This is a genomic window from Paraburkholderia lebeckiae (assembly GCF_050436225.1).
Taxonomy (GTDB): domain Bacteria; phylum Pseudomonadota; class Gammaproteobacteria; order Burkholderiales; family Burkholderiaceae; genus Paraburkholderia; species Paraburkholderia tuberum.
In genome coordinates this window covers 1,203,578-1,225,070 of record NZ_JBNDLU010000001.1, presented here as the reverse complement: position 1 = coordinate 1,225,070, position 21,493 = coordinate 1,203,578, and the positions used below count along the sequence as shown (strand labels likewise).

The following is a 21,493-nucleotide window of genomic DNA, read 5'->3' as shown; positions in this document are numbered from 1 at the left end:
GCGCTGCGCGCGGCGGCTCCGATGTCAATGGCCCGCCTAGCCGTTGACATCTTTCGCCGGAACAATAGTCCCTACGCTTTCGGCCATGCCAGTGCTCCCCCAACACCGAGCCCACCCTCTGACGACGGTTGGCGGGATGCTGCGGCGGCTGGCAACGCCTTGCCTCGCGCCCGGTCATCGGGGCCATCCGCTCGCATAACCCCCACCCGTCGAGACCGCGCCAGCGTCATCGCCACCGTCTGATTCAATGCCCATAATCGTCCGCGCCAGCGGAGCGGTTTAGCTCAAAGAATTTACAGCGAAGCAGAAGCGGATTTCGTGCTGCGCCTCCGACCATCCATGTATGCCGCGCCGGCTTCGCTAAACATCCTCTGCCTTATCCTATATCTGAGAAGTGGACGACATCGAGGGCCCCTCGCATACTCGCGGACCCCGCTCAAAAAAAGCCCGTCCAAACGGACGGGCCAAAATATTTCCTCGGAGAAAGTCGCATGGGCGCAAGTATCAGCGGCCTCTCGCTTCGCCTTTACTGGACCATAAACACCTTTTCGTCTGGACCCGGGACGACAGTCCCGACAAATCTGGAGGCATCCATTCTGAATCGAGCGGGGGCCCAAGATGAATCTGTGCAGAGGTTAATTCGCTGGCGCAACCGGTTCCGCTTGAGGGCTCCTTAGAAACGCGTGCGCATCCCCACCGTCGCCACCACCTGATTGGCGGTCGAGGATGCACCGCCTGCGGTGTTGATGAATGCGACGAACTGGTTGCCGATCGCGTGCTGGTACATTGCTTCCGCGTAGACATCGGTGCGCTTTGTCAGCGAGTACACCGCCTGGGCGTTGACCTGATTCCACTTCGGATCAGCGCCGTACGTCGTCGTGCCGTTCAGGTGAGCGTCGGTGTAGGTGTCGGTAATACCGAGGCTGACGGCCCGTGTCAGTGCATATTTCGCGTTCAGTTCGTAGTTATCGAAACGCATCGAGCCATTGTTCAGGCCAAACGAATTGGTGCCCTGGAAATGGCTGTTCGTATAGACGAAGCCGACCACCGCCGGACCGAAGGAGTAGTTCAGGCCTGCGCCGAACGTGCGCTGGACGTTCGACCCGAGCGCGAAGCCGCCAGTGCCGTTCGCGGTCGATTCCTTGAGGTCCACGGCACCAGGTGCGGTGTTGTCAGTGCCGGCGGACGAGCCGTTGATCTGCAGGTAGCCCGCGGCGACATTCAACGGACCGTGGCTATAGCTTGCACCGGCGCTGTAAGCACGGTTAACGGCGAAACTTGTGCTGTTCGAAAACGCGTACATGCCGCCGAACTTCAGCCCCGCATAGTTGTTGCTCATGTACTTGACGGCATTGCTGAAGCGCAACGAATGGTTCAGGTTGTCGTTGTCGAACGGGTGAGCAAAACCCGTGTCGCCGAACGTACCAGCCGTACCGGACAGAGGAGCCACGAAGTCGACCAGCGAGTCGTATTGACGACCCACTGTCACCGTGCCGAACTGGCTGCTGCTCAGGCCAACATAGGCCTGACGACCAAACATTCGGCTGTCCTGGCCGAGCTTGCCGTTTTGCACGTTGAAACCATTCTCGAGCACGAAAATCGCCTTCAGGCCACCACCGAGATCCTCTGCGCCGCGCAGGCCGAACCGGCTGCCATTGATGTTGCCACTCGTTGCCTGAATCAGGGCGCCCTGCCCCTTGACGTTGTTGGTATACATCAGGCCGGCGTCAATCAGGCCATAAAGCGTGACCGAACTCTGTGCGTGGGCGGCCGATGCGGCAAGTGCTGCGGAGATGGCGACAGCGACGGGGATCTTTTTCAGAGACTTCATTAACCGCTCCAGCGTGTAGGAATGGAAAAGACACCGCCGCGAGTATAAGAGCGCAGATGAAAGATCTCGCGCCTGGGGCGGCGCAAGGTTCTATTTCACATTACTGCGATAATCCGCCACAAATTTGCAACGATTCAGGCGTGGTACCACGGGTGCTAAGCGCAGTAATGCCGACTCCCGATTCTTGACCGGGTGTTTACGTTGCATTCAAGCAACGCCATAGCATCGCGTTGACTAGGCATTCTCTCGGCCAACGTGTAAGCGTTGTTGCACAGAGGGCTGGCCGGCCCCGCATTTCTTGCGTCTTCGATGTGCCACGAGAGGTCATCGATGCGTCAATAGCCCCGCCTATGCACCGCGTACGTGATCGGATCGGTTATCCACCATTCGTGTTGAAAGCCCGTGAGTAGCCCGCGCGACGTCGACGCAGAGGCCCCTAAAAGGCCTCTTCACAGAAAACCTGTGGGCATGCATCCTGCTGTCAAAGCGAGCCTCGGGTAAATCGGCATTTGGCTCATCGGAGACTCGCAGAATCGTCGTTCGACAGCACCCTGAAATACGCGAATGCGACACAACGACCTTCGTTTATCTCGCGAGTGGCGCGGACCGTGGGTGAACGACCGGTATGGCGCGACGTTGGGACATTTTAGGAAAGCAATTGAGGGGCAGTAGCGGGTCTAGGATTGCGGTAGGGATGCCCATTACTGAGCACCCCCCGCACATACATGGACGCCCCCGGTTTGCCAAGCTTTCAATCTGTGACGGCTCAAAGGTAGAGATTGCACTCATACATCCGGACTTTCGGTGCGGCGTTGCCGCTGTCCCTGATGGAATCCGCTGGCCAGGTTCTCAATAGATCCGTGTGCTCGAGGCACGCTGTGCGGGTCAGATTTTCTTGGCCACGGTCTTACCAGTTTTGCCATCAATTCATGATCACCTGAGCAATCGATAGAGCTGGTCCGCTACGGGGTTACGGGGGATTTTTCAAGCCGCTCTGACTACGCGACTGCGATAACCGTCGCGTAGTCAGAGCGGAACTCGCGGTCACTGGACAGCAACGCCCAGATAATTCTGGCGTTCTTGTTAGCCAGGGCAACGGCCGCCACATTGGCGTTACGCCGCTTAAGCAGCCGACTCAGCCAGCCGTCGTCGGGAGTCTCCTTTCGCTGCGCCGCGTAGATCACCGAGCGTGCGCCCTGGATCAGTAGCGTTCGAAGATATGAATCCCCTCGCTTACTCATCCCCAATAGCACCGTCTTGCCGTCAGTGGAGTTTTGCTTGGGCACTAACCCGATCCAGGCACTTACCTGTCGGCCATTTTTGAAACTCTTGGCGTCGCCAATAGAAGCCACCATCGCACTGGCCGTGATCGGCCCTATGCCGGGAACCCTGGCCAGCTTGCGGCTGCCATCGTTCGTGCGATGCCAGATGATAATTTGATTCTCGATCTCATGGACCTGACGATCAAGCTCCTTCAATTGCTCCAGTAGGCGCTGCACAAGCAGACGGAACGAACCCGGCAACTCATTGCTCGCATCCTCAATAAGCTCCAGTACGCGCTTGGCGATGTGGGCGATGCCCTGCGGAATTACAAGCCCGAATTCCGCCAGCAGTCCACGGATCTGGTTGGCTTGCGCCGTCCGCGCCTTTACAAATCCTTGACGGACGCGATGCAACGCCAGCACGGCCTGTTGCTCGATGTTCTTGATCGGCACGAAACGCATGTTTGGTCGGCCAACCGCTTCGCAGATGGCTTCATGTCAACGCCGATTTAAATTTGACCCACTTTTCGACGAATCGCCGAAGTAAAACTGACCCACCCGGGCCCCTATCACGCGGCTGCCTTCGCGCTCGCCCGCGTGCTCGTTTGTCCCGCTTTCCGCTTGTCCTTCAAGCGGTAGCTCTCGCCGCTGATTTGCACGATGTGCGCGTGATGCAGCAGCCTGTCGAGCATTGCGGCCGTCAGCGTCTGGTCGTCGGCGAACGCCGAGGCCCATTGCGTGAACGGCAAATTGCTCGTCAACACGATGGCGCCGCGCTCGTAGCGCTTGGCGACAACGTTGAAGAACAGGTCCGCTTCCTCGCGCCCGAAGGGCAAATAGCCAATTTCATCAATCACGAGCAGTCTGGGCCCGACAACCGCTCGATTGAAGAACTCCTTCAGCCGGTTCTGCTGCCGCGCCGTTGCCAGTTGCATCATCAAGTCAGCGGCCGTGATGAACCGCGTCTTGATGCCCGCCTGGGTCGCACGATAGGCCAGCGCACTCGCGATGTGCGTCTTGCCGACGCCGGACGGCCCCAGCAGTACGACGTTCTCGGCGCGCTCGATGAACGCCAAGCTCGCCAACTCCTGAATTTGCGCGCGCGGTGCGCCGCTGGCGAAGCCGAAGTCGTATTGCTCCAACGTCTTAACGCTCGGCAGCGACGCGAGCTTCGTGAGCGTCTGCCGCTTACGTTCTTCGCGCGCGTCGAACTCCGCCGTCAGCAGTTGCTCGAGGAAGTCGGCCAGGCTCGCATCGCGCGTTGCAGCGTGCTGCGCGAGCGAGCCCCAGTCGCGGCCAACACAGTCGAGCTTGAGCTGCGTGCATAGGCCGGCAATGCGTTCGTATTGCAGATTCATGCGGCGACCTCCAGCAACGCGTCGTAGACCGCCAGCGGATGTTGCAAGCTCTCGCGCGGTAATACGCGACGCGGCCGAGGCGTCGCCGGGAAGGGGGCCGTCTTTGTGGCCGGTAGCGGCAGCAACGCCGCTTGTTCAACCATCAGCCTCGCTGCCGGACGCTCGCGTGTCGTCGCATGAACGCGCACGTTGGCGACTTCCGTAAGCCAACGTCCGATGTGCGCATTCGCGGCGTCGACATCCAACGTAAGGCCCGATTGCTTGAGGGTAGCGGCCAGCGGTACCACGAAACTCTCCTTCAAATAGCGGTTAAAACGTTCGACCTTGCCCTTGGTCTTGGCTCGATAGGGGCGACATACCTTCGGCGTAAAGCCGTACGTGTCCGCCAGCGCGAGCAACTGCGTATTCCATCGATGCTGGCCTTCGCCGAAAGCATCGCGCTCGATAATCACCGACTTTGCGTTATCGAACAGCACTTGCTCAGGCGTGCCACCGAAGTGGAAGAACGCTTCGCGCAGGCACTCGCACAGCGTCGTCGCATCCTCGCCAGCAGTGAAGCGCACGAAGCTCGCACGGCTGTAGCCGAGCGTGGCCACCAACGCCAACAGCGGTGCGCGGCCCCGGCGAATGACCGTGAAGTCCGCTTGCATCTGCTTGCCAGGCGCCGTCTCGAAGCGAACCACCGGCTCGGCTTCGGCTCGCTTGTGCGGCGCGAGAAATGCCTTCAGCTGACTGATGCCACCTTCATAGCCGGCCTCGCGCAACTCGCGAAGCAACACCGTCGCTGGAATCCAGTGCGGCCGCGCTGCCGCCACGCGTTCGAGCACATAGCTCTTAAACGGCTCGAGCTTCGTCGCACGTGGCTCGCGCGGCTTATAGTGCCCGGCCTGTTCGTCGCGCAGATAGCGACGCGCCGTATTGCGCGAGATGCCCATCTGCCTGGCTATCTCTCGCACGCCCATTCCCCGTCTTGCCAACACCTTGATTTCCACTGTTTGCTCCTGACTTAGCATCGACGGCAAAAAGCCGCCATCTTGCTCCCCCGAGGTGGGTCAGGTTTACTTCGGCGAGGTGGGTCATTTTTACATCGGCGCTAACAGCTTCAGCATCAGTCACATCGTTTTTGTTCGTTTTCACGTAGGGTTTGACGAATTGTGGTGCCATTAGCCTCACATCGTGGCCTAGGTCGCGCAGCTTGCGAGCCCAATGGTGAGCGCTTCCGCAGGCTTCCATACCGATCAGACACTGCGGGATGTTGGCAAAAAAGGCGACGACCTGGTCGCGCTTGAGTTGCTTCCTCAGGACGGTCTTGCCGTGCTCGTCAACACCGTGCACTTGAAATACATTTTTCGCCAAGTCGATACCAACGGTCGTAATCTTCATTGCCGGACGCTCCTCTTGGTTAAAGTGGTTTCAGCAACCCTTCCACTCCACTATGGCACGTTAGGGCCATTGGTTTGTGGGTGGGGGCGTCCATACCAATAGATCCCGGCGTGCCCAATTCGGGCACCGGGCTCCTACCTCGGGTGTTTGACGGCGAAGCGCCGGTCAGGCCACGGATGAAGGATCCGAGGGGGCGGAAGCCAGGCATTGGCGATTCGTCTCATTCGCTCCCACGTCATGGCGTCCTTCTGACTGCGCCGCCGGAGCGTGCGCCGCCATAGAGCGGTGACGTGATGTCGAAATGCGCCGAGTGCCCGCGAGTTGGTAGGCACTGCGTGATACGCAAAGTATCCGCGAACTACCTGCCTGAGCCATTGCCCTTGCACTGGGATCGGTTCGTGCATGCGCTTCCGTAGCGCCTCCTTGATCTGCCTGAGTCTCGCCCGCATGCGATCCCCTCGGGTCTTCCGCTGCAACTGGAAAGCCCCGCGACGAGACCTGCCGCAGATAAAGATGAAACCCAGGAAATGTTGTGTTGAATTCGCAGGAGGCCGGATAGCAAGGGCTGCGGAGAACTTGACGCCACATAAATAATGGATGTTCTTGGTAAGACCTCGGCAATTTCTTGGAGGTCCAGCCATGTTCGAACAACTCTTTGAGCGTCCATCGGCCGTCGCTCGTCACGCGAGCGCACCATATCCCGACGAGCGTCGGCGATACCTGACCTACTGTGCGCAACGGGGCGACTCCCGCTCCACTCTCCTGCTCAAGGCGGATGATCTGCTCTGGGTAGCGCGCAAGCTTAGCGTCTATCCGGACCTGCGGGTGACGATTGAACAGGTGCGGACGGTGGCGCACCCCTGGAACGATCGAGAGCGCGCCTGCGGTCGCGGCCTCAACACAGACTTCACGCGCGAACGATTCGTGCAGACCGCCCGGGCCTGGCTTCGCTATCTCGGCTACTTTCCTCCGCCCCTCGAGCCGATTCCATTCCAGTCGCAGCTGGACGAGTACTGCAGTTGGGCAAGGAATGAGCGAGGTTAAGCGACGCGACCATCAAGCGCTATCACCACAATATCAAGCAGTTTCTCCGTTGGTACGTGCGCCACAACAGCGGGCGTTGCCGGGACCCACTGCAGATTCAAGCGCTCTCGGATCAATTCCAGCAGTTCGACAACATTGACAGGCTTGACGAGAAAATCCTCGTTGCGAATGCCTGCGGCGTTTTCCCCGCCCTTGTCGAATGCATTGGCTGAGACCACGATAATGGGCGCATTGCTCATCAAATTCGCGCGAAGCAACCGCGCGGTTTCCCAACCATCCAGCAGCGGCATGCCGATATCGAGCAGGATCAGATCGGGCACGAACGAAGAGACGGCCCGCAGCGCCTCGATCCCGGAGGCGGCTTCCTGGACATCGAAGCCCAGCGGACCGAGCAACCTGACTTGTAGCTCGCGGTCTACCCGCTCGTTGTCCACCACTAGTACGCGGCGCGTCGGACCGGCATAGCCGCCGATCGGCAGTTTGGGAAGAGCCTGATGCGGCTTGGGATCGCGCACTTCTGCGTTTGATTGCCCGTTGGTCTTGTTCGACAACGTTCAGGTACTTCGCCTGTCGAATTTCGATCGGTGTCTCACGCCCGAGATTGAGGATGGACCACCTCTGCCGCTCTTTCATCTCGCTACCGGCGAGTTGACAAGGCCAGTGCCAAGTGTGCGACGCCGTCCAGCACGGCGAACACTTGACGCCACACAAGCAAAATACGCGACCTGTATGACCGGAAGCGGCACTCTCCCGCTTCCAGCCATACAGACGACCAGCGAGCATTTTGGAACCGGATTCTTCAGGACACCACCAACGGTCTCAAAATCACCCACGGATTTCTCCGACGACCCAATTGTCGCCGCGTTTCCATGAACCGGCCAACAACGTGGTAATACCGGAAAATGGTGTGGCTCAGAAGTTGTGGCGAATACCCACACTAACCTGCGTCTGGCTATTGGTGCCTGATTGAATGCCTGTGTCCGCTATTTCCGCGTAGGAAAGGCTTAGGCCATTACCCCCGGAGACGTGTTGATAGGCTGCCTCGGTGTACAGCAGCGTCCGCCTGCTCAAGCCGTAGTCGACCTCCATCGTGACCTGCTGATTGTGCAGGGTTGCGCTCGTCGCGCCGGAAAGGTGCTCAGTCGTGAACGTGTAGCCGGCGCCAACGCTCAGCGCGTGCGTGAGCGGGTATTTGCCGTAAACGCTGTAGTTATCGAAGCGGAGGTCATCGCCGGCGCGGACATCGAGCGAATTGCCGCTTGCGAGTGAGAGGTAAGTGGAATGTGTATATAGCAAACCGACCGTTCCGGCTCCGATGTCGGCGCGTGCGCCGCCGCCCCAGATGGTCTGGTCGCCGGCTGCGATGGTGTACCCCATTCCCGCATTTACGGCACCCAAAGTGTTGTTTGCGCTCACCAGATTGTCTGCGTCCATATAAGCCGCCGCGAAGTGGAATGGACCGTAGTCATACGCGGTGCCGGCGCTCACAAGACGGTTGTTTTGAAACTGGCCGGCCGCATTGGAAAAGGCGTACATGCTGCCGAAATGCCAACCGGCAATAACCGGACTTTCGTATGTCACCGAGTTGCTGACCGTATAGCTTCCGCCGACTGTGTCGTTGTCGTAGACGTGTGCCGACGTGTTGCCGCCAAACGTGCAGTAGGCCGATACGGGGCACAAATAATTCGTGACCGGGCTGTACTGCTTGCCGAGTGTCAATGTGCCCCAGCGATCATCCTTGATGCCAACCCATGACTGCCGTGAAAACATGTCGGCACTATTGGTGCTAGCGCCGTTGCCGAGGTTGAATCCGCTTTCGAGATCGAAGATGGCATGCATGCCGCCGCCAAGATCCTCGCTGCCCTTGATACCCCAAACCGTCGTGTTGTTGGCCGAATTGCCCAGTGCCCACACCGGGCCGGCTTTGCCACCCGGGCTTTTTCCGCTGTTGGTGAACTGAACGCTTTCGTCCAGCACGCCGTACAGCGTCACGCTACTCTGCGCATGGGCGGCCGATACAAGTGCACCCGCAACCGCTGCCGCTGCGAGATGTTTTCTTTTGATAAACATGATTGTTGCTTAAATAGGTAGTAATCCGATATAACTGAGATCGCTGTCGTCTGGCGATTTTCAGTTTGTTCGCCCCGCTATTCCACCGCGCTTCTAGTGGCACGGCGTTCTCAGCGTTGGACTTCAGCGTTCGAGCAGTTCACGTAGTGCCTTGTCGAGCACTTCGATGTCGACGGGGCTCGTACCAGGGCCGCCGGCAAAGTGCCCCCAGATCGAATCGACCACGCGGAGCTCCGCATTCGGCATGTGCCTGACTTCAAATTCGCTGTCTTCCGGCGGGAAGTAAAGGTCGGTCTTGCAAGGCATGACAATCGCCTTGGCACGAATCGACGAAAGCGCCTTCACGAAGTCGCCTTGATACATTTCGTTATTGCTGATGTCGCCGTACTGCCAGGTCCACAGCATGCCGAGCAGATTGTTGGCGTCCTTCGACAACAGCCAACCCTCCCAGAAACCGACCAGAAAGTCTTCAAGAGAGGAGTAGCCAAGCTTCTCGAGATCGAGCTTTTCCCGGTAGAACGTTTGCGACAATCCCCATCCCGCATAAACGCGCGCGGCCGCACGCAAGCCCTTGTCGGGCCGAGCGTCGTACCACCCGTCACTGAAAGCGGCATCGACGGTGAGCGCCGCCTTGACTCCCTCCAGGAACACGAAGTTGTGACGCGAGCACTTCGAAGAGCCTTGGAACGGCAGGATTCGCTCGACCATCTCCGGATACATTGCACCCCAGTGGAATGTCTGCAATGCGCCCATCGACCAGCCCGTAACAAGAGCGATCTTCTCGATACCGAACAGCTCCGTGACGAGCCGCCATTGCATGCGCACATTGTCGTACGCGGTCACATTCGGGAAGCGCGCTTTGCCGTACGGAGCAGGCGTATTGCTCGGCGACGACGAGAGACCGTTGCAGAACATGTTCGGCACGATGATGAAGTACCTGGTCGGATCCAGCGCCTTGTCCTCGCCGATCAGCCATTCGTTTTCATAGTGTTGGCCCGAATACCACGTCGGGTAGACAATCACGTTGTCTTTCGCGGCGTTCAGAGTCCCGTAGGTCTTGTAGGCCAGCTTGGCGTCGGGAATCCGCATGCCGCTTTGCAGCACGATGTCGCCGAGAGAAAAGATGTTGTAATCGGACACGATGAAGCAATCCTCAGTGAAGATACATTGATATGGACGCGCGGGCACGCGCCGGTGTAAACGGTGTCGGGACGTTGATCGTCAGGCGCTATCGGCAGCGATGCCTGCTGTCTTCGAGAATTGCGCGATCAATCCGTAGGCAACGGCGCTGATGACGAATGCCGACACGGCAGTGGAAAATTCGGGAAAGCGTTTTTCGACAACATACGCCGCCACTGATCCAATCGCCCAAGCGGCGAAAGCCTGAGCGCGCCACTGGGAGTCTATGCCCGCGCCCGGGCGCGTGAGGTACTGGTCAACCAATACGATGGCGCCGATCGGCGGAACAATGATGCCCAGCAGAGAGAGCCAGGGAATGAAGAGCGCCCAAACGTTGGTTGCGGCTACGGCAATGCCGATCGCGGCAAGTATGACCGCGGCCGTGCGCATCTTGACGCCGACGATCCGCGACCAGCCGACGGCGGAGTTATATAGACAGTGAGCGCAAACCGAGCCCAGGCTGCAGAAGAGGAATATGACCGCAACCGTGCTCAGCCATGTCTGGTGTTGGTTCAGCATGTAGCCGAACATGTTGTCCATGCCGAACGGTTGCGGAGCCGGCAAGGCGATGGCCGCGGTCATGATGCCGCCCATCAGCATCGCGTAGCAGTTGGCAAACGGAAAAGCGGTGAACGTGGCAATCCACGAATCACGACCGTTCTTCGCCCAGCGATTGAAGTCCGCCGAGACGGTGCCCGCATCGACGAACAGACTGATCACGATCGTCAACCCGACACCGAATGCCATCGACGATGTCGGGTTAGTGCCGCTGTAGTTGAACACGGTGCCCCATCCCGCGTGTCCGCCGGCATCGACCGCCACCCACGTCCCCAGGATAAGAAAGAGCGGCACCGAAACCAAGCCGAGCCAGTGCAGCCCGCGGATTCCGACGAACGTCACCGCGAGATAAAGCAGACCCGCGATGAACGTCATGACGAGATAGCTTGTGCCAGAAGACGAGTGAATGAGATTGCCGGTAATGCCGGTCTGTACCGCGTACCAGCCAAGCAGCAGACTCGAAAGCAGGCCCGAGGCCAAAGCGTAGCCTTTGCGTCCAAACACGCGGCTCGCCAGCAGCGCGAAGTTGAGACCGTGCTTCGCTCCCAGGCCACCGAGCAAGCCAACGTAAGCGAACATCAATAGGTTGCCAATCGCCATCGCGGTGAGCGCACGGCTAAAACCCATCCCTGCGACGAGAATGGAGCCCGTCATTGCACTCGTAATGATCATCGGAAAACTGATCCACACGGTCGCGAGCGACATGACACTGCGTCGCGCCACATTCGGGACCGGTGTGTGTTCGTACTCTTCGCCGAGTACGTGGTCAAGCGCCGCTTCGCTGCCGGCGCCTGCGGATTGTGGAGGTGACATGACGTTCTTTCCAAGTGAAGCTGAGCTGCCATCAGGCGAGCCCGGGCCTTGACCAAAAAAAAAGCCCCCCAGATGCCTTTTCGGGCTGTCTGGAGGGCTCTATTGCCCCGCCGCTATATCGTCGCTATTGACGCATCGCGGATCGGAATGACGTTGCTAGGTTCTTGTGAACAAAATAATCTGTCAAGCGCTTTGAGAATCAAAAAGGCGGCAACGTGTCCTGGCATTCACGCACGTTACGAAACGTGCGTGTGAATGAGAAACGTTCTATACATCATGCGCATGGACGGTCAGCATGAGGCTTTCGGACGAATGCGTTAAGCGAATCCGGCGCTCGGCATTCTGAACGATGCGCCGGCATGCCATGCGCCGTCGCGCAAATCGATGCCATGGGGAGCGGTGGGCGATCGCTTCCAGCGGATACGTGACGTCGGTCAACAGTGCCGTCTATTCGCACATGCGGTCGGCCTAGAGAGCCTTGGTAGAACTCCTCGCACATAGGCTTGACAAGCGTGTGAGCGCCATCTAGCATTCGCCCGTACATTTACGGTTTCGCACTCGCCGCCAACATCGCCGGCGAATCGCAAAGGCAATAGAGCCCGACCGGACCTTCGCGTCCGTTCGGGCTTTTTTTATTCGTGCGTTTCACATCGAAACAGGAGAGAAGCAATGCGACATGGTGATATTTCCAGCAGCAACGACTGCGTCGGCGTAGCCGTCGTCAACTACAAGATGCCCCGGCTGCATACCAAGGCGGAAGTGCTCGACAACGCGCGCAAGATCGCGGACATGGTAGTCGGAATGAAGCAGGGGCTGCCAGGGATGGACCTTGTCATCTTCCCCGAATATTCGACGCACGGCATCATGTACGACGCGAAGGAAATGTATGAAACAGCATCGACCGTGCCCGGCGCGGAGACGGAAATCTTCAGCGCGGCGTGCCGGAAAGCCAACGTGTGGGGCGTCTTCTCGCTGACGGGCGAGCAGCACGAGGAACATCCGAAGAAGGCGCCGTACAACACGCTGATACTGATGAACAACCAGGGCGAAATCGTGCAGAAGTACCGCAAGATCATGCCGTGGACGCCGATCGAAGGCTGGTATCCGGGCGACTGCACGTACGTGTCGGAAGGGCCGAAGGGCATGAAGATCAGCCTCATCATTTGCGACGACGGCAACTATCCGGAGATCTGGCGCGATTGCGCGATGCGCGGCGCTGAACTGATCGTGCGCTGCCAGGGCTACATGTATCCGGCCAAGGAGCAGCAGGTGATGGTGGCGAAGACGATGGCGTGGATGAACAACGTCTATGTGGCGGTGGCGAATGCGACCGGCTTCGACGGCGTGTACTCGTACTTCGGCCATTCGGCGATCGTTGGTTTCGACGGACGCTCACTCGGCGAATGCGGGACCGAGGAAATGGGCATCCAGTACGCAGAATTGTCGACGAGCTTGCTACGTGACGCCCGCAGGAACATGCAATCGCAGAACCACCTTTATAAGCTGCTGCATCGCGGCTACACGGGCAAGATCAATTCCGGCGAGGACATGCATGGCGTGGCCGCCTGCCCGTTCGAGTTCTACGGCAAATGGGTCAACGATCCGGAGGGCGCGCGCCGACAGGTCGAGGCGCTCACGCGCTCGCTGCCCGGCACGCCGGAATGCCCGATCGAGGGCATTCCGCACAGTGAGCCTGCGCACCGGTAACACCCATCGCGCGCCGTCGCAGCCGCGCACCGGCTTAAGCGCGGCGCGCAAACTCACGAGGACGATGCCGATGCACGAAATGCTCGCTCAGTACCGAATCGAACATGAACCGTACTACCGCCCCGTCGGGCAGGAAACCGAACTCTTTGACGCCGCCTATTCGCAGCGCATGCCGATGATCCTCAAGGGTCCGACCGGTTGCGGCAAGACGCGCTTCGTCGAGCATATGGCGTGGCGCCTGGACAAGCCGCTCGTCACTGTTGCGTGCAACGAGGACATGAGCGCGTCGGACCTGACCGGGCGCTATCTGTTGAACGGCAGCGGCACGTCGTGGCACGACGGACCGCTGACGATCGCCGCCCGGCATGGCGCGATCTGCTATCTCGACGAGGTGGTCGAAGCGCGCTCGGACACGCTCGTCGTCATTCACCCGCTCACCGACGACCGGCGCATCCTGCCGCTGGACAAGCGCGGCGAACTCGTGCGCGCCCATCCGGACTTCCAGCTCGTCGTGTCGTATAACCCCGGTTATCAGGGCTTCGGCAAAGACATGAAGCCGTCGACACGGCAACGCTTCGGTGCGATCGAATTTCACTACTCCGATGAAGCGGTCGAAACCGACATCGTCGCCCACGAAGGCAAGGTGGATCGCCATACCGCGGCGAAACTGGTGCGGATCGCCGGGCAGTCGCGCCTGCTGCGCTTGCGGGGCCTCGCCGAAGGCATCTCGACGCGCATGCTCGTCCATGCAGGGGCTCTGATACGCGGCGGTATCGCGGCACGCGCGGCCTGCGAGCTCGCGATGACGCGTCCGATTACCGACGACGACGAATTGCGCACTGCGCTCGACGGATTCGTGACCGCGCAGTTTGGACCGTGATGACGATGCCGGACGTTCTGAAGGACGGCGACGAAGCGCAGGGTGCCGCGGCGGGACTGCGGGAGCGCCATGTCGCGTTGTTCGAGCCCGTGCAGCGCATGCTCGGGCACTATGCGACGGGCTTCGGGCATGCCGGCGATATCAGTGACGTGGCAAGCGGCTTGAAGATCGAAGTGCTCGCTGTGCCGGAGGAAGCGGCATTGCCGGTTCGTGCGTCGATCGGCGCCGGGGTGATCAAGGTGCCACCGGCAACGCTGTCGGCCGATCGCTTTGCCGCGACACGTCTGTATCAGGCTTCGGTCGCCCACGCGCTCGCACACCTGCGCTATTCGCGGCCTGCGTCGCCGGTCGGCAAACGCGGCGCACTGTGGATCGCTGTCGCATCGTTGATCGAAGACGCGCGCGTCGAGCGGTTGCTGATGCGCGAGTACCCCGGGTTGCACCGGCTGTGGGGCGGCTTTCATACGATCCGCGCTGACGCGGGTTTGATGAGCTTCTCCTCGCTTGCCGCCCGCCTGGCGCGCACGTTGCATGACCCCGGCTATGACGACCCGAATCACTGGATCAGGAAAGGTCGCGATCTCGTCGAGGAACTTGCCGGGCGTCCCGACGATGCGGGTGCGTATGACGAAGTCGCCAGCATACTGGCCGTCGATCTCGCGCAGATGCGTGTGCGGTTCGATTTGTCGACGTACTACGTCGAGCCGGCCTACCGGGACGACAACGCCTATCTCTGGCGTTCAGACGAACAGTCCGCGCCAGCGAAGCCCGAGCCGGTGCAAACGAACGTCGCCGGCGAGTTTGCGTTGCAGCACCAGTCGAACGACGAAGCCGCGAAGAACGACCACGCATCGTTGGAAGCCGAAGAGGTACGCTGCCATCGATACCCCGAATGGCACGCGCGCGTGGGCGCCGAATTCGCCGAATGGACGAGCGTGTTCGACCGTGCGCCGGCACAAGCCTCCGGTCATGCGGTGCGCAGCGCGTCATCGCGGCGGGCACCGCCGCCCTGGTGGCAGGAACCCGCGCAACGACTGCGCAGGCAGTTCGACGGCGATGACCTCGATCTGAGCGCGCTGATCGACGCTGAGATCAGGCGGCGCGCATGCGTTCCCGGCGACGAGCGGGTGTTTCAACGCAAGCACCGCAGGCGTCCGAGCATGTCGGTGCTCCTGTTGCTCGATCTTTCCGAGTCGACCAACGATCGTGCCAGGGCTGGCGAGCCGTCCATGCTCGACATCGAGAAAGAGGCGGCGACGAGGATCGCTACGGCGCTCGGTCCGACGCCGAACCGACTTGCACTGCACGGCTTTGCATCGAATGGCCGGCACGAGGTACGCTATACCCGCATCAAGGACTTCGATGAGCCTTTCGGCACAGTGGAGCGGCACAGGCTTCAGGCACAGCGCGGCGAGTTCTCGACCCGCATGGGCGCCGCGATACGGCACGCCGCGACGTGCCTCGACAGTGAGACGACCGACGCCAAAGTGCTGATTCTCGTCTCGGACGGCGAACCGTCCGACATCGACGTTCACGACTCGTCGCATCTGGTCGAAGATGCCCGTCACGCGGTTGCCGGGCTGTCGTCGCGCGGCATCCTGATCTTCTGTTTTGCGCTCGATCGCGATGCCCGCCGCTATGTGCGGACGATCTTTGGACGGGAGCGCTACATGGTCATGGAACGCGCGACGAATCTGCCCGTTCAGATCGGCCGGCTGCTTGAAAAGCTGGTGGGATAGCCGGACCGCGCGGCACGAGGGCTGGCCGCGTTCCCTGTTTTTTTGGCGAAGTAGGATGGAGCCTTGGCCTTCACCTTCGCCCGACTCCGATATACCGAACAAGGGCGCATACGACTGTGACACAGACAGAGCCAATCAAAGTGGGCGTGTTGTATTCCGAAACCGGCGTCACGTCGGCAATTGAATCGTCGCAACTCTATGCAACTCTGTTCGCGATACGCGAGATCAACGACGCGGGTGGCATCGACGGACGCGAAGTGGTGCCGATCCGCTACGACCCGCAGTCCGATCCTGTGAGGTACCGGGCGCTTGCCGAGAGGCTCATTCTCGAAGATGACGTGCCGGTGATCTTCGGCTGCTACATGTCGAGCACACGCAAGGCCGTATTGCCGATCGTCGAACGCTGGAACCGCCTGCTCTTCTACGCGACGCTCTACGAGGGTTTCGAATTTTCGGAGAACCTCATCTATACCGGCGCTGCGCCGAACCAGAACAGCGTGCAACTGGCCAACTTCATGACGTCGCAGTTCGGCCCGCGTGTGTATATGGTCGGATCGAATTACATCTACCCGTACGAGTCGAATCGCATTATGTCCGACCTTGTCATGCAGCGGCCCGGTGGCGCGAAATTAGGTGAGCGCTACGTTCGTCTTGGTGCGACCGAGGACGATTTCGCCGATGTCATCGAAGACATCGGCAGGACGCGTCCGGATTTCATATTTTCGACGGTGGTCGGCAGCGCGACCCAGCACTTCTATCGCGCCTACGCACGCGCAGGTTTCGATCCGACAACGATGCCAATCGCGAGCCTGACCACGTCGGAAGTCGAGGTCGCGCAGATGGGAGCGGAAATTGCCTGTGGCCATATTACGGCCGCACCCTATTTCCGCTCGATCGGGTCGGAGGCCAATTACGCGTGCGTGGAGAAATTCGCGCAAGCATTCGGGCCCGAGGTGATTCCTAACGCCAGTTGGGAGGCAGCGTACTTTCAGGTTCATCTGATGGCTCGCGCGATGCGTGCGGCCGGCAGCGCCGACATCGAAGCGTTGATGCCCAAATTGCTCGGCAGCGAATTCGACGCGCCACAGGGACGGGTGCGCGTCGATGCTTCGACGCATCATACGTGGCTGCATCCACGCATCGGCCGAGTCGATCGAAGGGGGGAATTCACCATCGAGCAGGAAGCGGCGGCAGCGGTGCGGCCCGACCCCTACCTCGTTGCGCACGCACTTGGCGACTGGTCAGCCCGATGATGTTGGAGAGCATGGCATGAGCGACGAAGTCAAGCGTTCCCTGGGCGAGCCCGAGCGGGTCAGGCCTGTTTCTCATCTCCTCAGGGATCTTCGCTCGCTGCGCGTCTGCGTTTTTCACCCGAACGATCACGACGGCGCACAGCTGACGCAGCAACTTCAACGCATAGGCTGCCAGGTGCAGGCTTTCTGGCCGCCGTTGCCGGCGCCGCCGGAAGGCAGCGATGTGGTCTTCGTCGCTCTTTTCCCCGACATGCTCAATCTCGCCTACGACTGGTGCGCGGCCGAAGACGCTCCGCCGTCGATTGCCGTCATCAATTACGAGAATCCGACCGTCATCGAGGCGGTATTGCGTATCGGCGCGAAGGCAGTCGTCGCTTCGCCGATCCGTTCGTTCGGCTTGTTGAGCGCGCTCGTCGTTGGGCGCGAAATCGGCGCGCACACGAAAAAGCTGAAGAGGCGCGTCCTGCGGCTCGAGGAAAAGCTTGGCGGTGCTCGCAAGATCGCCGACGCACAGGATATCCTTTGCCGGCAGCGGGGCGTGGACAAGACCGAGGCCTACCGGATCATCCGAGAGCAGGCGATGGCCAAACGCATGACGGTCGAAGAGATCGCGTCGGCGATCATCAACGCGAACGACATCCTGTCGTTTGGCTGGTGAGAGGGTATTGTCACGTTGTTGGTGCGACACGTGTCGCCGTCAGCCGCGCGTTATGCGGCATGTAGTCGGCGGTAAAGCTCTTTCTTGCTTGTCACGCCCGGCGTCGGAACATTGACTGCGAGGACTGTGACCTGCTGTGCGACCAGCAGTAGCCTATCCGGGCATGCGTGACTGATAACGGTCGGGTGTGAAGCTCTGGAGACAACGTGCCTCTCGATTGACGGTTCACTTCGGTGACGAGGAACGGATCGACACTGCCAGCCGCCGTGCGGTGTGAGGTGCCAGGCAATTTCCGCATGTGCAACATATGTGAACTGTTGCTTAAACCCCGTAATGACAGACGAGCGAAAGCGGGTTGTGTCAGATAGAGCGCGAAGACCGGCTGGCTGACCTTTGGCTGCTTTTGCGAATTAGCATGACGTCCTTGGCCTCAAAGTGCGGAGGCTCCTCGAGGCAGAGTTCGTCGTACTCGCGCATCGTCGTCTTGTCGATCAGTCTCGAGCGGCGAAGAACGGACGCAGCGCTATGGATCGCTTCGAAAGCGTCGCTCTTGAATCGTTTAGCGGCCATGGCAAATCTCCAGTAGTTCCCCGTCTTTTAACAACAGTCAGTTCCTGCCTTCCCACTTAATCTTAAGTGCGTGCTTACCTAGACTGTAGTCACAGGCTTCGAACAAGGGTGTTCGAAGCAAGATAAGACACAATTTCGAGGTAAGTCATCATGAAGTCGCTCATCCAGGCCGTTGTCGTTGTCGCTGCACTGGTCGCTCCGGTCGTTTCGTTCGCTCAATCCGACGCGCCCGTCCGTGTATCGGCAAATGGAACGACGCAATCTGCGTCGAATACGGCTAAGACCCGCGCACTGGTCTATCAGGAATTGGTGCATGCCGAGAAGGACGGGCAAATCGCCAGCCTGAACTCGACGATCTATGCTGGTGGATAGACCGGTAATGCGGTGGGATGAGGCGCGGCCGAACGGCTTTTCATCAGCCGGCAGGCCGCGCCTTTTCTGTAAGCACCTCACGACGACCGTCGTAGACGGCGGCGAGAACCGACATCAAAGTGGTGCCCATCATTTTCGATTTGATGGACATCACTGCGACAGAGTCGGAAGCCAGGCCGGGTAGCCGCAAGGGACGCCCGAATTATGATCGCGAGTTTCGACGCCGGCTTGCGGCCGCGGCATGTGAGCCTGGTGCGTCGGTCGCGAAGCTGGCGCGGGACAATGGCATCAATGCAAACATGCTGTTTACCTGGCGGCGTCGCTATCGCGAGCAATTGCAGGCGGAAACGACGTGCCTGATTCCAGTGGCGGTGGTTCATGAGACGCCGCCGCAGCGCGTGGCGATGCCCCCAGATGCAAGGGACGTCTGCAACCGGACTGCACGAGCCGGGACGATCGAGATTCGGTTCGGTGACGTGGTAGTCAAGGTCAACGGCGTTGTCGACGCCGACACGCTACGCGTCGTCCTGGGGAGCGTGCGATCGTGATCTCTCTACCCACGGGTACACGCGTCTGGCTGGTGGCAGGCGTCACCGACATGCGCTGCGGGTTCCAGGGGCTGGCGGCAAAGGTGCAGACGGCGCTCGAGGACAATCCGCTGGGTGGCAACGTGTTCATCTTCCGGGGCCGGCGCGGCGATCTCGTGAAGGTCATGTGGGCGACCGAAGACGGGCTCTGGCTTCTTGGAACGGCCCCGTCGAAAACCGGACACGAGGTAACGCTTAAACTTTAAGGTAGTCTTCCGCCTATGTTTAAGCCTAGCTCCCATGTAGAACCCGTTGAGGTTCTGACCCAGCCGGAACAGCGCCGGCGCCGCTCTGTCGAGGAGAAACTCGCGATAGTGCGTGAGACCTTCGAACCCGGAGCGAGCGTTTCCGGGGTAGCCCGTCGCCATCAGGTGAATGCGAACCAGGTGTTCGCCTGGCGCAAGCTGTATCAGGATGGCAGCCTGTCAGCCGTGAGTGCCGGCGAACAGGTGGTGCCAGCCTCCGACCTGGTCGAAGCGACGAAGCAGATTCGCGAACTCCAGCGGCTGCTGGGCAAGAAGACCATGGAAGTGGAAATCCTCCGCGAAGCAGTGGAGTACGGCCGGGGAAAAAAATTGATTGCGCGCTCACCATTGCTGCCGGGGGACGACCGATGAGACGGTCTGTGAAGTCCTGGGTGTGTCGCGCTCTAATCTTGCGGTCAAATCGAAGCGCCCCGCCAAGTGGGTCGACCAGCGCAAGACGCCAGCCCTGGACGACATGCCGCTGGTCACCGAGCTTCGGGGGCTGGTTGCCGAGCTGCCCACCTACGGCTACCGGCGTGTGTGGGCGCTGCTGCGGCGAAGCCGGGACGCGCAGGCCCAACCTCGCGTTAATGCAAAACGGGTTTATCGGGTCATGCGTACCTACGGCCTGCTACTCGAGCGCCGGCCTTGTCATGCCCAGTCCGCACGCCGGCACGACGGCAAGGTCGCTGTGGAGCGAAGCAATGCGCGCTGGTGCTCGGACGGCTTCGAATTCCGTTGTGACGATGGTGCGCCATTGCGCGTCGTCTTTGCATTGGACTGCTGCGACCGCGAGGCCATGAGCTGGGTGGCGAGCACGGGCGGCTACACCGGTGACATGGTGCGTGACGTGATGCTTCAGGCCGTCGAGAACCGCTTCCACGGAGCGCTGAGAACCGACAATGAAATCGAGTGGCTTAGTGACAACGGTTCCTGCTACATTGCCGATGAGACGCTGACGTTCTCGCGGGCAATCGGCCTGAAGCCCGTCACGACACCCGTCAGAAGTCCGCAGAGCAACGGGATGGCCGAGAGCTTCGTCAAAACGATGAAGCGCGATTATGTCTCGTGGATGCCCAAGCCTGACGCCAGGACGGCGCTGCAAAACCCGGCCATCGCGTTCGACCACTACAACGAATCGCATCCGCACAGCGCTCTGAAATACCGCTCGCCACGCGAGTTTCGCCAGCAAGCAAATTCACTAACCTAAGCGTAACCGCGTGTCCGGTTATGCAGGGGCGAGTCCACACGTGTGGCCCCTTTGACTGCAGGCGCCTGCACAGGCGGTCGATATCGGCCTTCGTCGTACCGATCTTGCCGAGCAGTTCCACGTCGCCCATGCCGATCGCGTAGGCGACCGTGATCGAATCCTTGTGAACATCCAGACCGACGTACACCGTGCTATCGTTTTCCATGCTGGCCTCCGTGCCGGAAATCGCCGGGTGTGGCGCTGTCCACACCGTGCGGCTCTGGCAGCAATGCTAACCCGCGTCTGATTCGTCACGGCTGGCCAGCCCCTGCCTCACGGAAAGTCATACTGCCTTGACCTGCCGGACCTTGATGGGCGCTTCCCGCTCGGCGTTGATGGCCTGGATGGCGGCCAGATTCGCCCCGCTTTTATCCATGGTCACGGTCTCGGGCGTCCCGTTCCGATCGATGGCTTTCTCGAAGTAACGGCGCGCGGCAGCTTTGTCGCGATGCGCCCGCAACAGGAAATCCACGCTCGAATGGTCGACCTCGAAACCCCGTTCGGCCATCATTTCTATATGAACGCGTCCCTTTGCGCTAGTTCTCGCTTGTGTGACAGACAGGATGGGCTGCTGCTCTATATCCGGGCTTGTTGCAGCCCAATAGGCTACGGCCCCCTATGAAATCCGCTGGCCCGCGCCTCACTCCTCAAACGAGCTCGAAGCTCTGGAAATGATTCAGGCTTGGCGGGCCCCGGTCCTACCTGGCTTGTCATCACACTCGTTTGCTGCGCAAC

General features: G+C 60.1%; 17 protein-coding genes and 6 pseudogenes. 10 read left to right on the top strand and 13 right to left on the bottom strand.

All coding sequences use genetic code 11. The annotated features are described in order from the left end of the window. Nucleotides 1-673 precede the first annotated feature (673 nt). From OKW45_RS05825 to OKW45_RS05805, 5 genes and pseudogenes are all read right to left on the bottom strand, one after another. Nucleotides 674-1,822 carry a porin gene (locus OKW45_RS05825; protein WP_429469265.1) on the bottom strand — a complete coding sequence of 383 codons (1,149 nt, stop codon included), beginning with the start codon at nucleotides 1,820-1,822 and terminating at the stop codon, nucleotides 674-676. A 1,007-nt stretch (nucleotides 1,823-2,829) separates the two neighbouring features. Next, nucleotides 2,830-3,588, bottom strand: a pseudogene (locus tag OKW45_RS05820) (IS110 family RNA-guided transposase); the annotation flags it as partial. Between the two features lie 74 nt (nucleotides 3,589-3,662). Continuing rightward, nucleotides 3,663-4,451, bottom strand: a complete 789-nt coding sequence (gene istB / locus OKW45_RS05815; protein WP_018420540.1) for an IS21-like element helper ATPase IstB — start codon at nucleotides 4,449-4,451, stop codon at nucleotides 3,663-3,665. Next, entirely contained in the window at nucleotides 4,448-5,464 is a 1,017-nt protein-coding gene (istA, locus tag OKW45_RS05810) for an IS21 family transposase (protein ID WP_429466504.1), read from the bottom strand. Before istA ends, istB begins: the two co-directional genes overlap by 4 nt. Nucleotides 5,465-5,546: 82 nt before the next feature. After that, a pseudogene (locus OKW45_RS05805) lies at nucleotides 5,547-5,834 on the bottom strand (IS110 family transposase); the annotation flags it as partial. 639 nt (nucleotides 5,835-6,473) lie between these two features. Between OKW45_RS05805 and OKW45_RS05800 the strand changes: the two are divergent. Then, nucleotides 6,474-6,878, top strand: a complete 405-nt coding sequence (locus OKW45_RS05800) for a hypothetical protein (protein WP_429466502.1) — start codon at nucleotides 6,474-6,476, stop codon at nucleotides 6,876-6,878. Here OKW45_RS05800 and OKW45_RS05795 read toward each other — a convergent pair. From OKW45_RS05795 to OKW45_RS05775, 5 genes and pseudogenes are all read right to left on the bottom strand, one after another. Then, the gene (locus tag OKW45_RS05795) at nucleotides 6,875-7,312 is read right to left on the bottom strand and encodes a response regulator (RefSeq protein ID WP_429469262.1); all 438 of its coding nucleotides are present in this window, start codon (nucleotides 7,310-7,312) and stop codon (nucleotides 6,875-6,877) included. The genes OKW45_RS05800 and OKW45_RS05795 overlap by 4 nt on opposite strands. 79 nt (nucleotides 7,313-7,391) lie before the next feature. Next, a pseudogene (locus OKW45_RS05790) lies at nucleotides 7,392-7,484 on the bottom strand (IS6 family transposase); the annotation flags it as partial. Between the two features lie 306 nt (nucleotides 7,485-7,790). Further along, on the bottom strand, nucleotides 7,791-8,948 hold the full coding sequence (locus OKW45_RS05785) for a porin (RefSeq protein ID WP_035470954.1): 1,158 nt from the start codon (nucleotides 8,946-8,948) through the stop codon (nucleotides 7,791-7,793). A gap of 123 nt (nucleotides 8,949-9,071) precedes the next feature. Then, nucleotides 9,072-10,088, bottom strand: coding sequence for an alpha/beta fold hydrolase (locus OKW45_RS05780; protein WP_429466501.1), 1,017 nt, complete (start codon nucleotides 10,086-10,088; stop codon nucleotides 9,072-9,074). Between the two features lie 81 nt (nucleotides 10,089-10,169). Then, nucleotides 10,170-11,498: a purine-cytosine permease family protein gene (locus OKW45_RS05775; protein ID WP_429466500.1), complete on the bottom strand. Its 1,329-nt coding sequence runs from the start codon at nucleotides 11,496-11,498 to the stop codon at nucleotides 10,170-10,172. Nucleotides 11,499-12,167: 669 nt separating this feature from the next. Between OKW45_RS05775 and OKW45_RS05770 the strand changes: the two genes are divergently transcribed. The 5 genes from OKW45_RS05770 to OKW45_RS05750 all read left to right on the top strand — a co-directional run bounded on the left by OKW45_RS05770 (nucleotide 12,168) and on the right by OKW45_RS05750 (nucleotide 17,735). Then, nucleotides 12,168-13,205, top strand: coding sequence for an aliphatic amidase (locus tag OKW45_RS05770; protein ID WP_018420973.1), 1,038 nt, complete (start codon nucleotides 12,168-12,170; stop codon nucleotides 13,203-13,205). Nucleotides 13,206-13,275: 70 nt separating this feature from the next. Beyond that, the gene (locus OKW45_RS05765) at nucleotides 13,276-14,085 is read left to right on the top strand and encodes a CbbQ/NirQ/NorQ/GpvN family protein (RefSeq protein WP_026225895.1); all 810 of its coding nucleotides are present in this window, start codon (nucleotides 13,276-13,278) and stop codon (nucleotides 14,083-14,085) included. Between the two features lie 5 nt (nucleotides 14,086-14,090). Then, nucleotides 14,091-15,824 carry a nitric oxide reductase activation protein NorD gene (locus tag OKW45_RS05760; protein ID WP_162633974.1) on the top strand — a complete coding sequence of 578 codons (1,734 nt, stop codon included), beginning with the start codon at nucleotides 14,091-14,093 and terminating at the stop codon, nucleotides 15,822-15,824. Nucleotides 15,825-15,940: 116 nt separating this feature from the next. Beyond that, nucleotides 15,941-17,077, top strand: a complete 1,137-nt coding sequence (locus OKW45_RS05755) for a transporter substrate-binding domain-containing protein (protein WP_429466499.1) — start codon at nucleotides 15,941-15,943, stop codon at nucleotides 17,075-17,077. 16 nt (nucleotides 17,078-17,093) lie between these two features. After that, nucleotides 17,094-17,735, top strand: coding sequence for an ANTAR domain-containing response regulator (locus OKW45_RS05750; protein ID WP_018420969.1), 642 nt, complete (start codon nucleotides 17,094-17,096; stop codon nucleotides 17,733-17,735). A gap of 360 nt (nucleotides 17,736-18,095) precedes the next feature. Here OKW45_RS05750 and OKW45_RS05745 read toward each other — a convergent pair whose 3' ends face one another. Beyond that, a complete protein-coding gene (locus OKW45_RS05745) occupies nucleotides 18,096-18,305 on the bottom strand; it encodes a hypothetical protein (protein ID WP_063713719.1) in 210 nt (69 codons plus the stop codon). Between the two features lie 150 nt (nucleotides 18,306-18,455). Here OKW45_RS05745 and OKW45_RS05740 point away from each other — a divergent pair, with 150 nt between their 5' ends. From OKW45_RS05740 to OKW45_RS05725, 4 genes and pseudogenes are all read left to right on the top strand, one after another. Then, on the top strand, nucleotides 18,456-18,677 hold the full coding sequence (locus OKW45_RS05740; protein WP_429466497.1) for a DUF4148 domain-containing protein: 222 nt from the start codon (nucleotides 18,456-18,458) through the stop codon (nucleotides 18,675-18,677). A 119-nt stretch (nucleotides 18,678-18,796) separates the two neighbouring features. Then, the gene (gene tnpA / locus OKW45_RS05735) at nucleotides 18,797-19,225 is read left to right on the top strand and encodes an IS66-like element accessory protein TnpA (RefSeq protein ID WP_429466495.1); all 429 of its coding nucleotides are present in this window, start codon (nucleotides 18,797-18,799) and stop codon (nucleotides 19,223-19,225) included. Continuing rightward, nucleotides 19,222-19,470: an IS66 family insertion sequence element accessory protein TnpB gene (gene tnpB / locus OKW45_RS05730; RefSeq protein WP_429466493.1), complete on the top strand. Its 249-nt coding sequence runs from the start codon at nucleotides 19,222-19,224 to the stop codon at nucleotides 19,468-19,470. The genes tnpA and tnpB overlap by 4 nt, the downstream gene beginning before the upstream one ends. 15 nt (nucleotides 19,471-19,485) lie before the next feature. Further along, nucleotides 19,486-20,719 (top strand): annotated as a pseudogene (locus tag OKW45_RS05725) (IS3 family transposase). Between the two features lie 37 nt (nucleotides 20,720-20,756). On the opposite strand, the pseudogene OKW45_RS05720 reads toward OKW45_RS05725, so the two are convergent. Together OKW45_RS05720 and OKW45_RS05715 are read right to left on the bottom strand one after the other, a co-directional pair. Then, a pseudogene (locus OKW45_RS05720) lies at nucleotides 20,757-20,924 on the bottom strand (IS110 family transposase); the annotation flags it as partial. 126 nt (nucleotides 20,925-21,050) lie between these two features. Continuing rightward, a pseudogene (locus OKW45_RS05715) lies at nucleotides 21,051-21,236 on the bottom strand (DDE-type integrase/transposase/recombinase); the annotation flags it as partial. Between the last annotated feature and the right edge of the window lie 257 nt (nucleotides 21,237-21,493).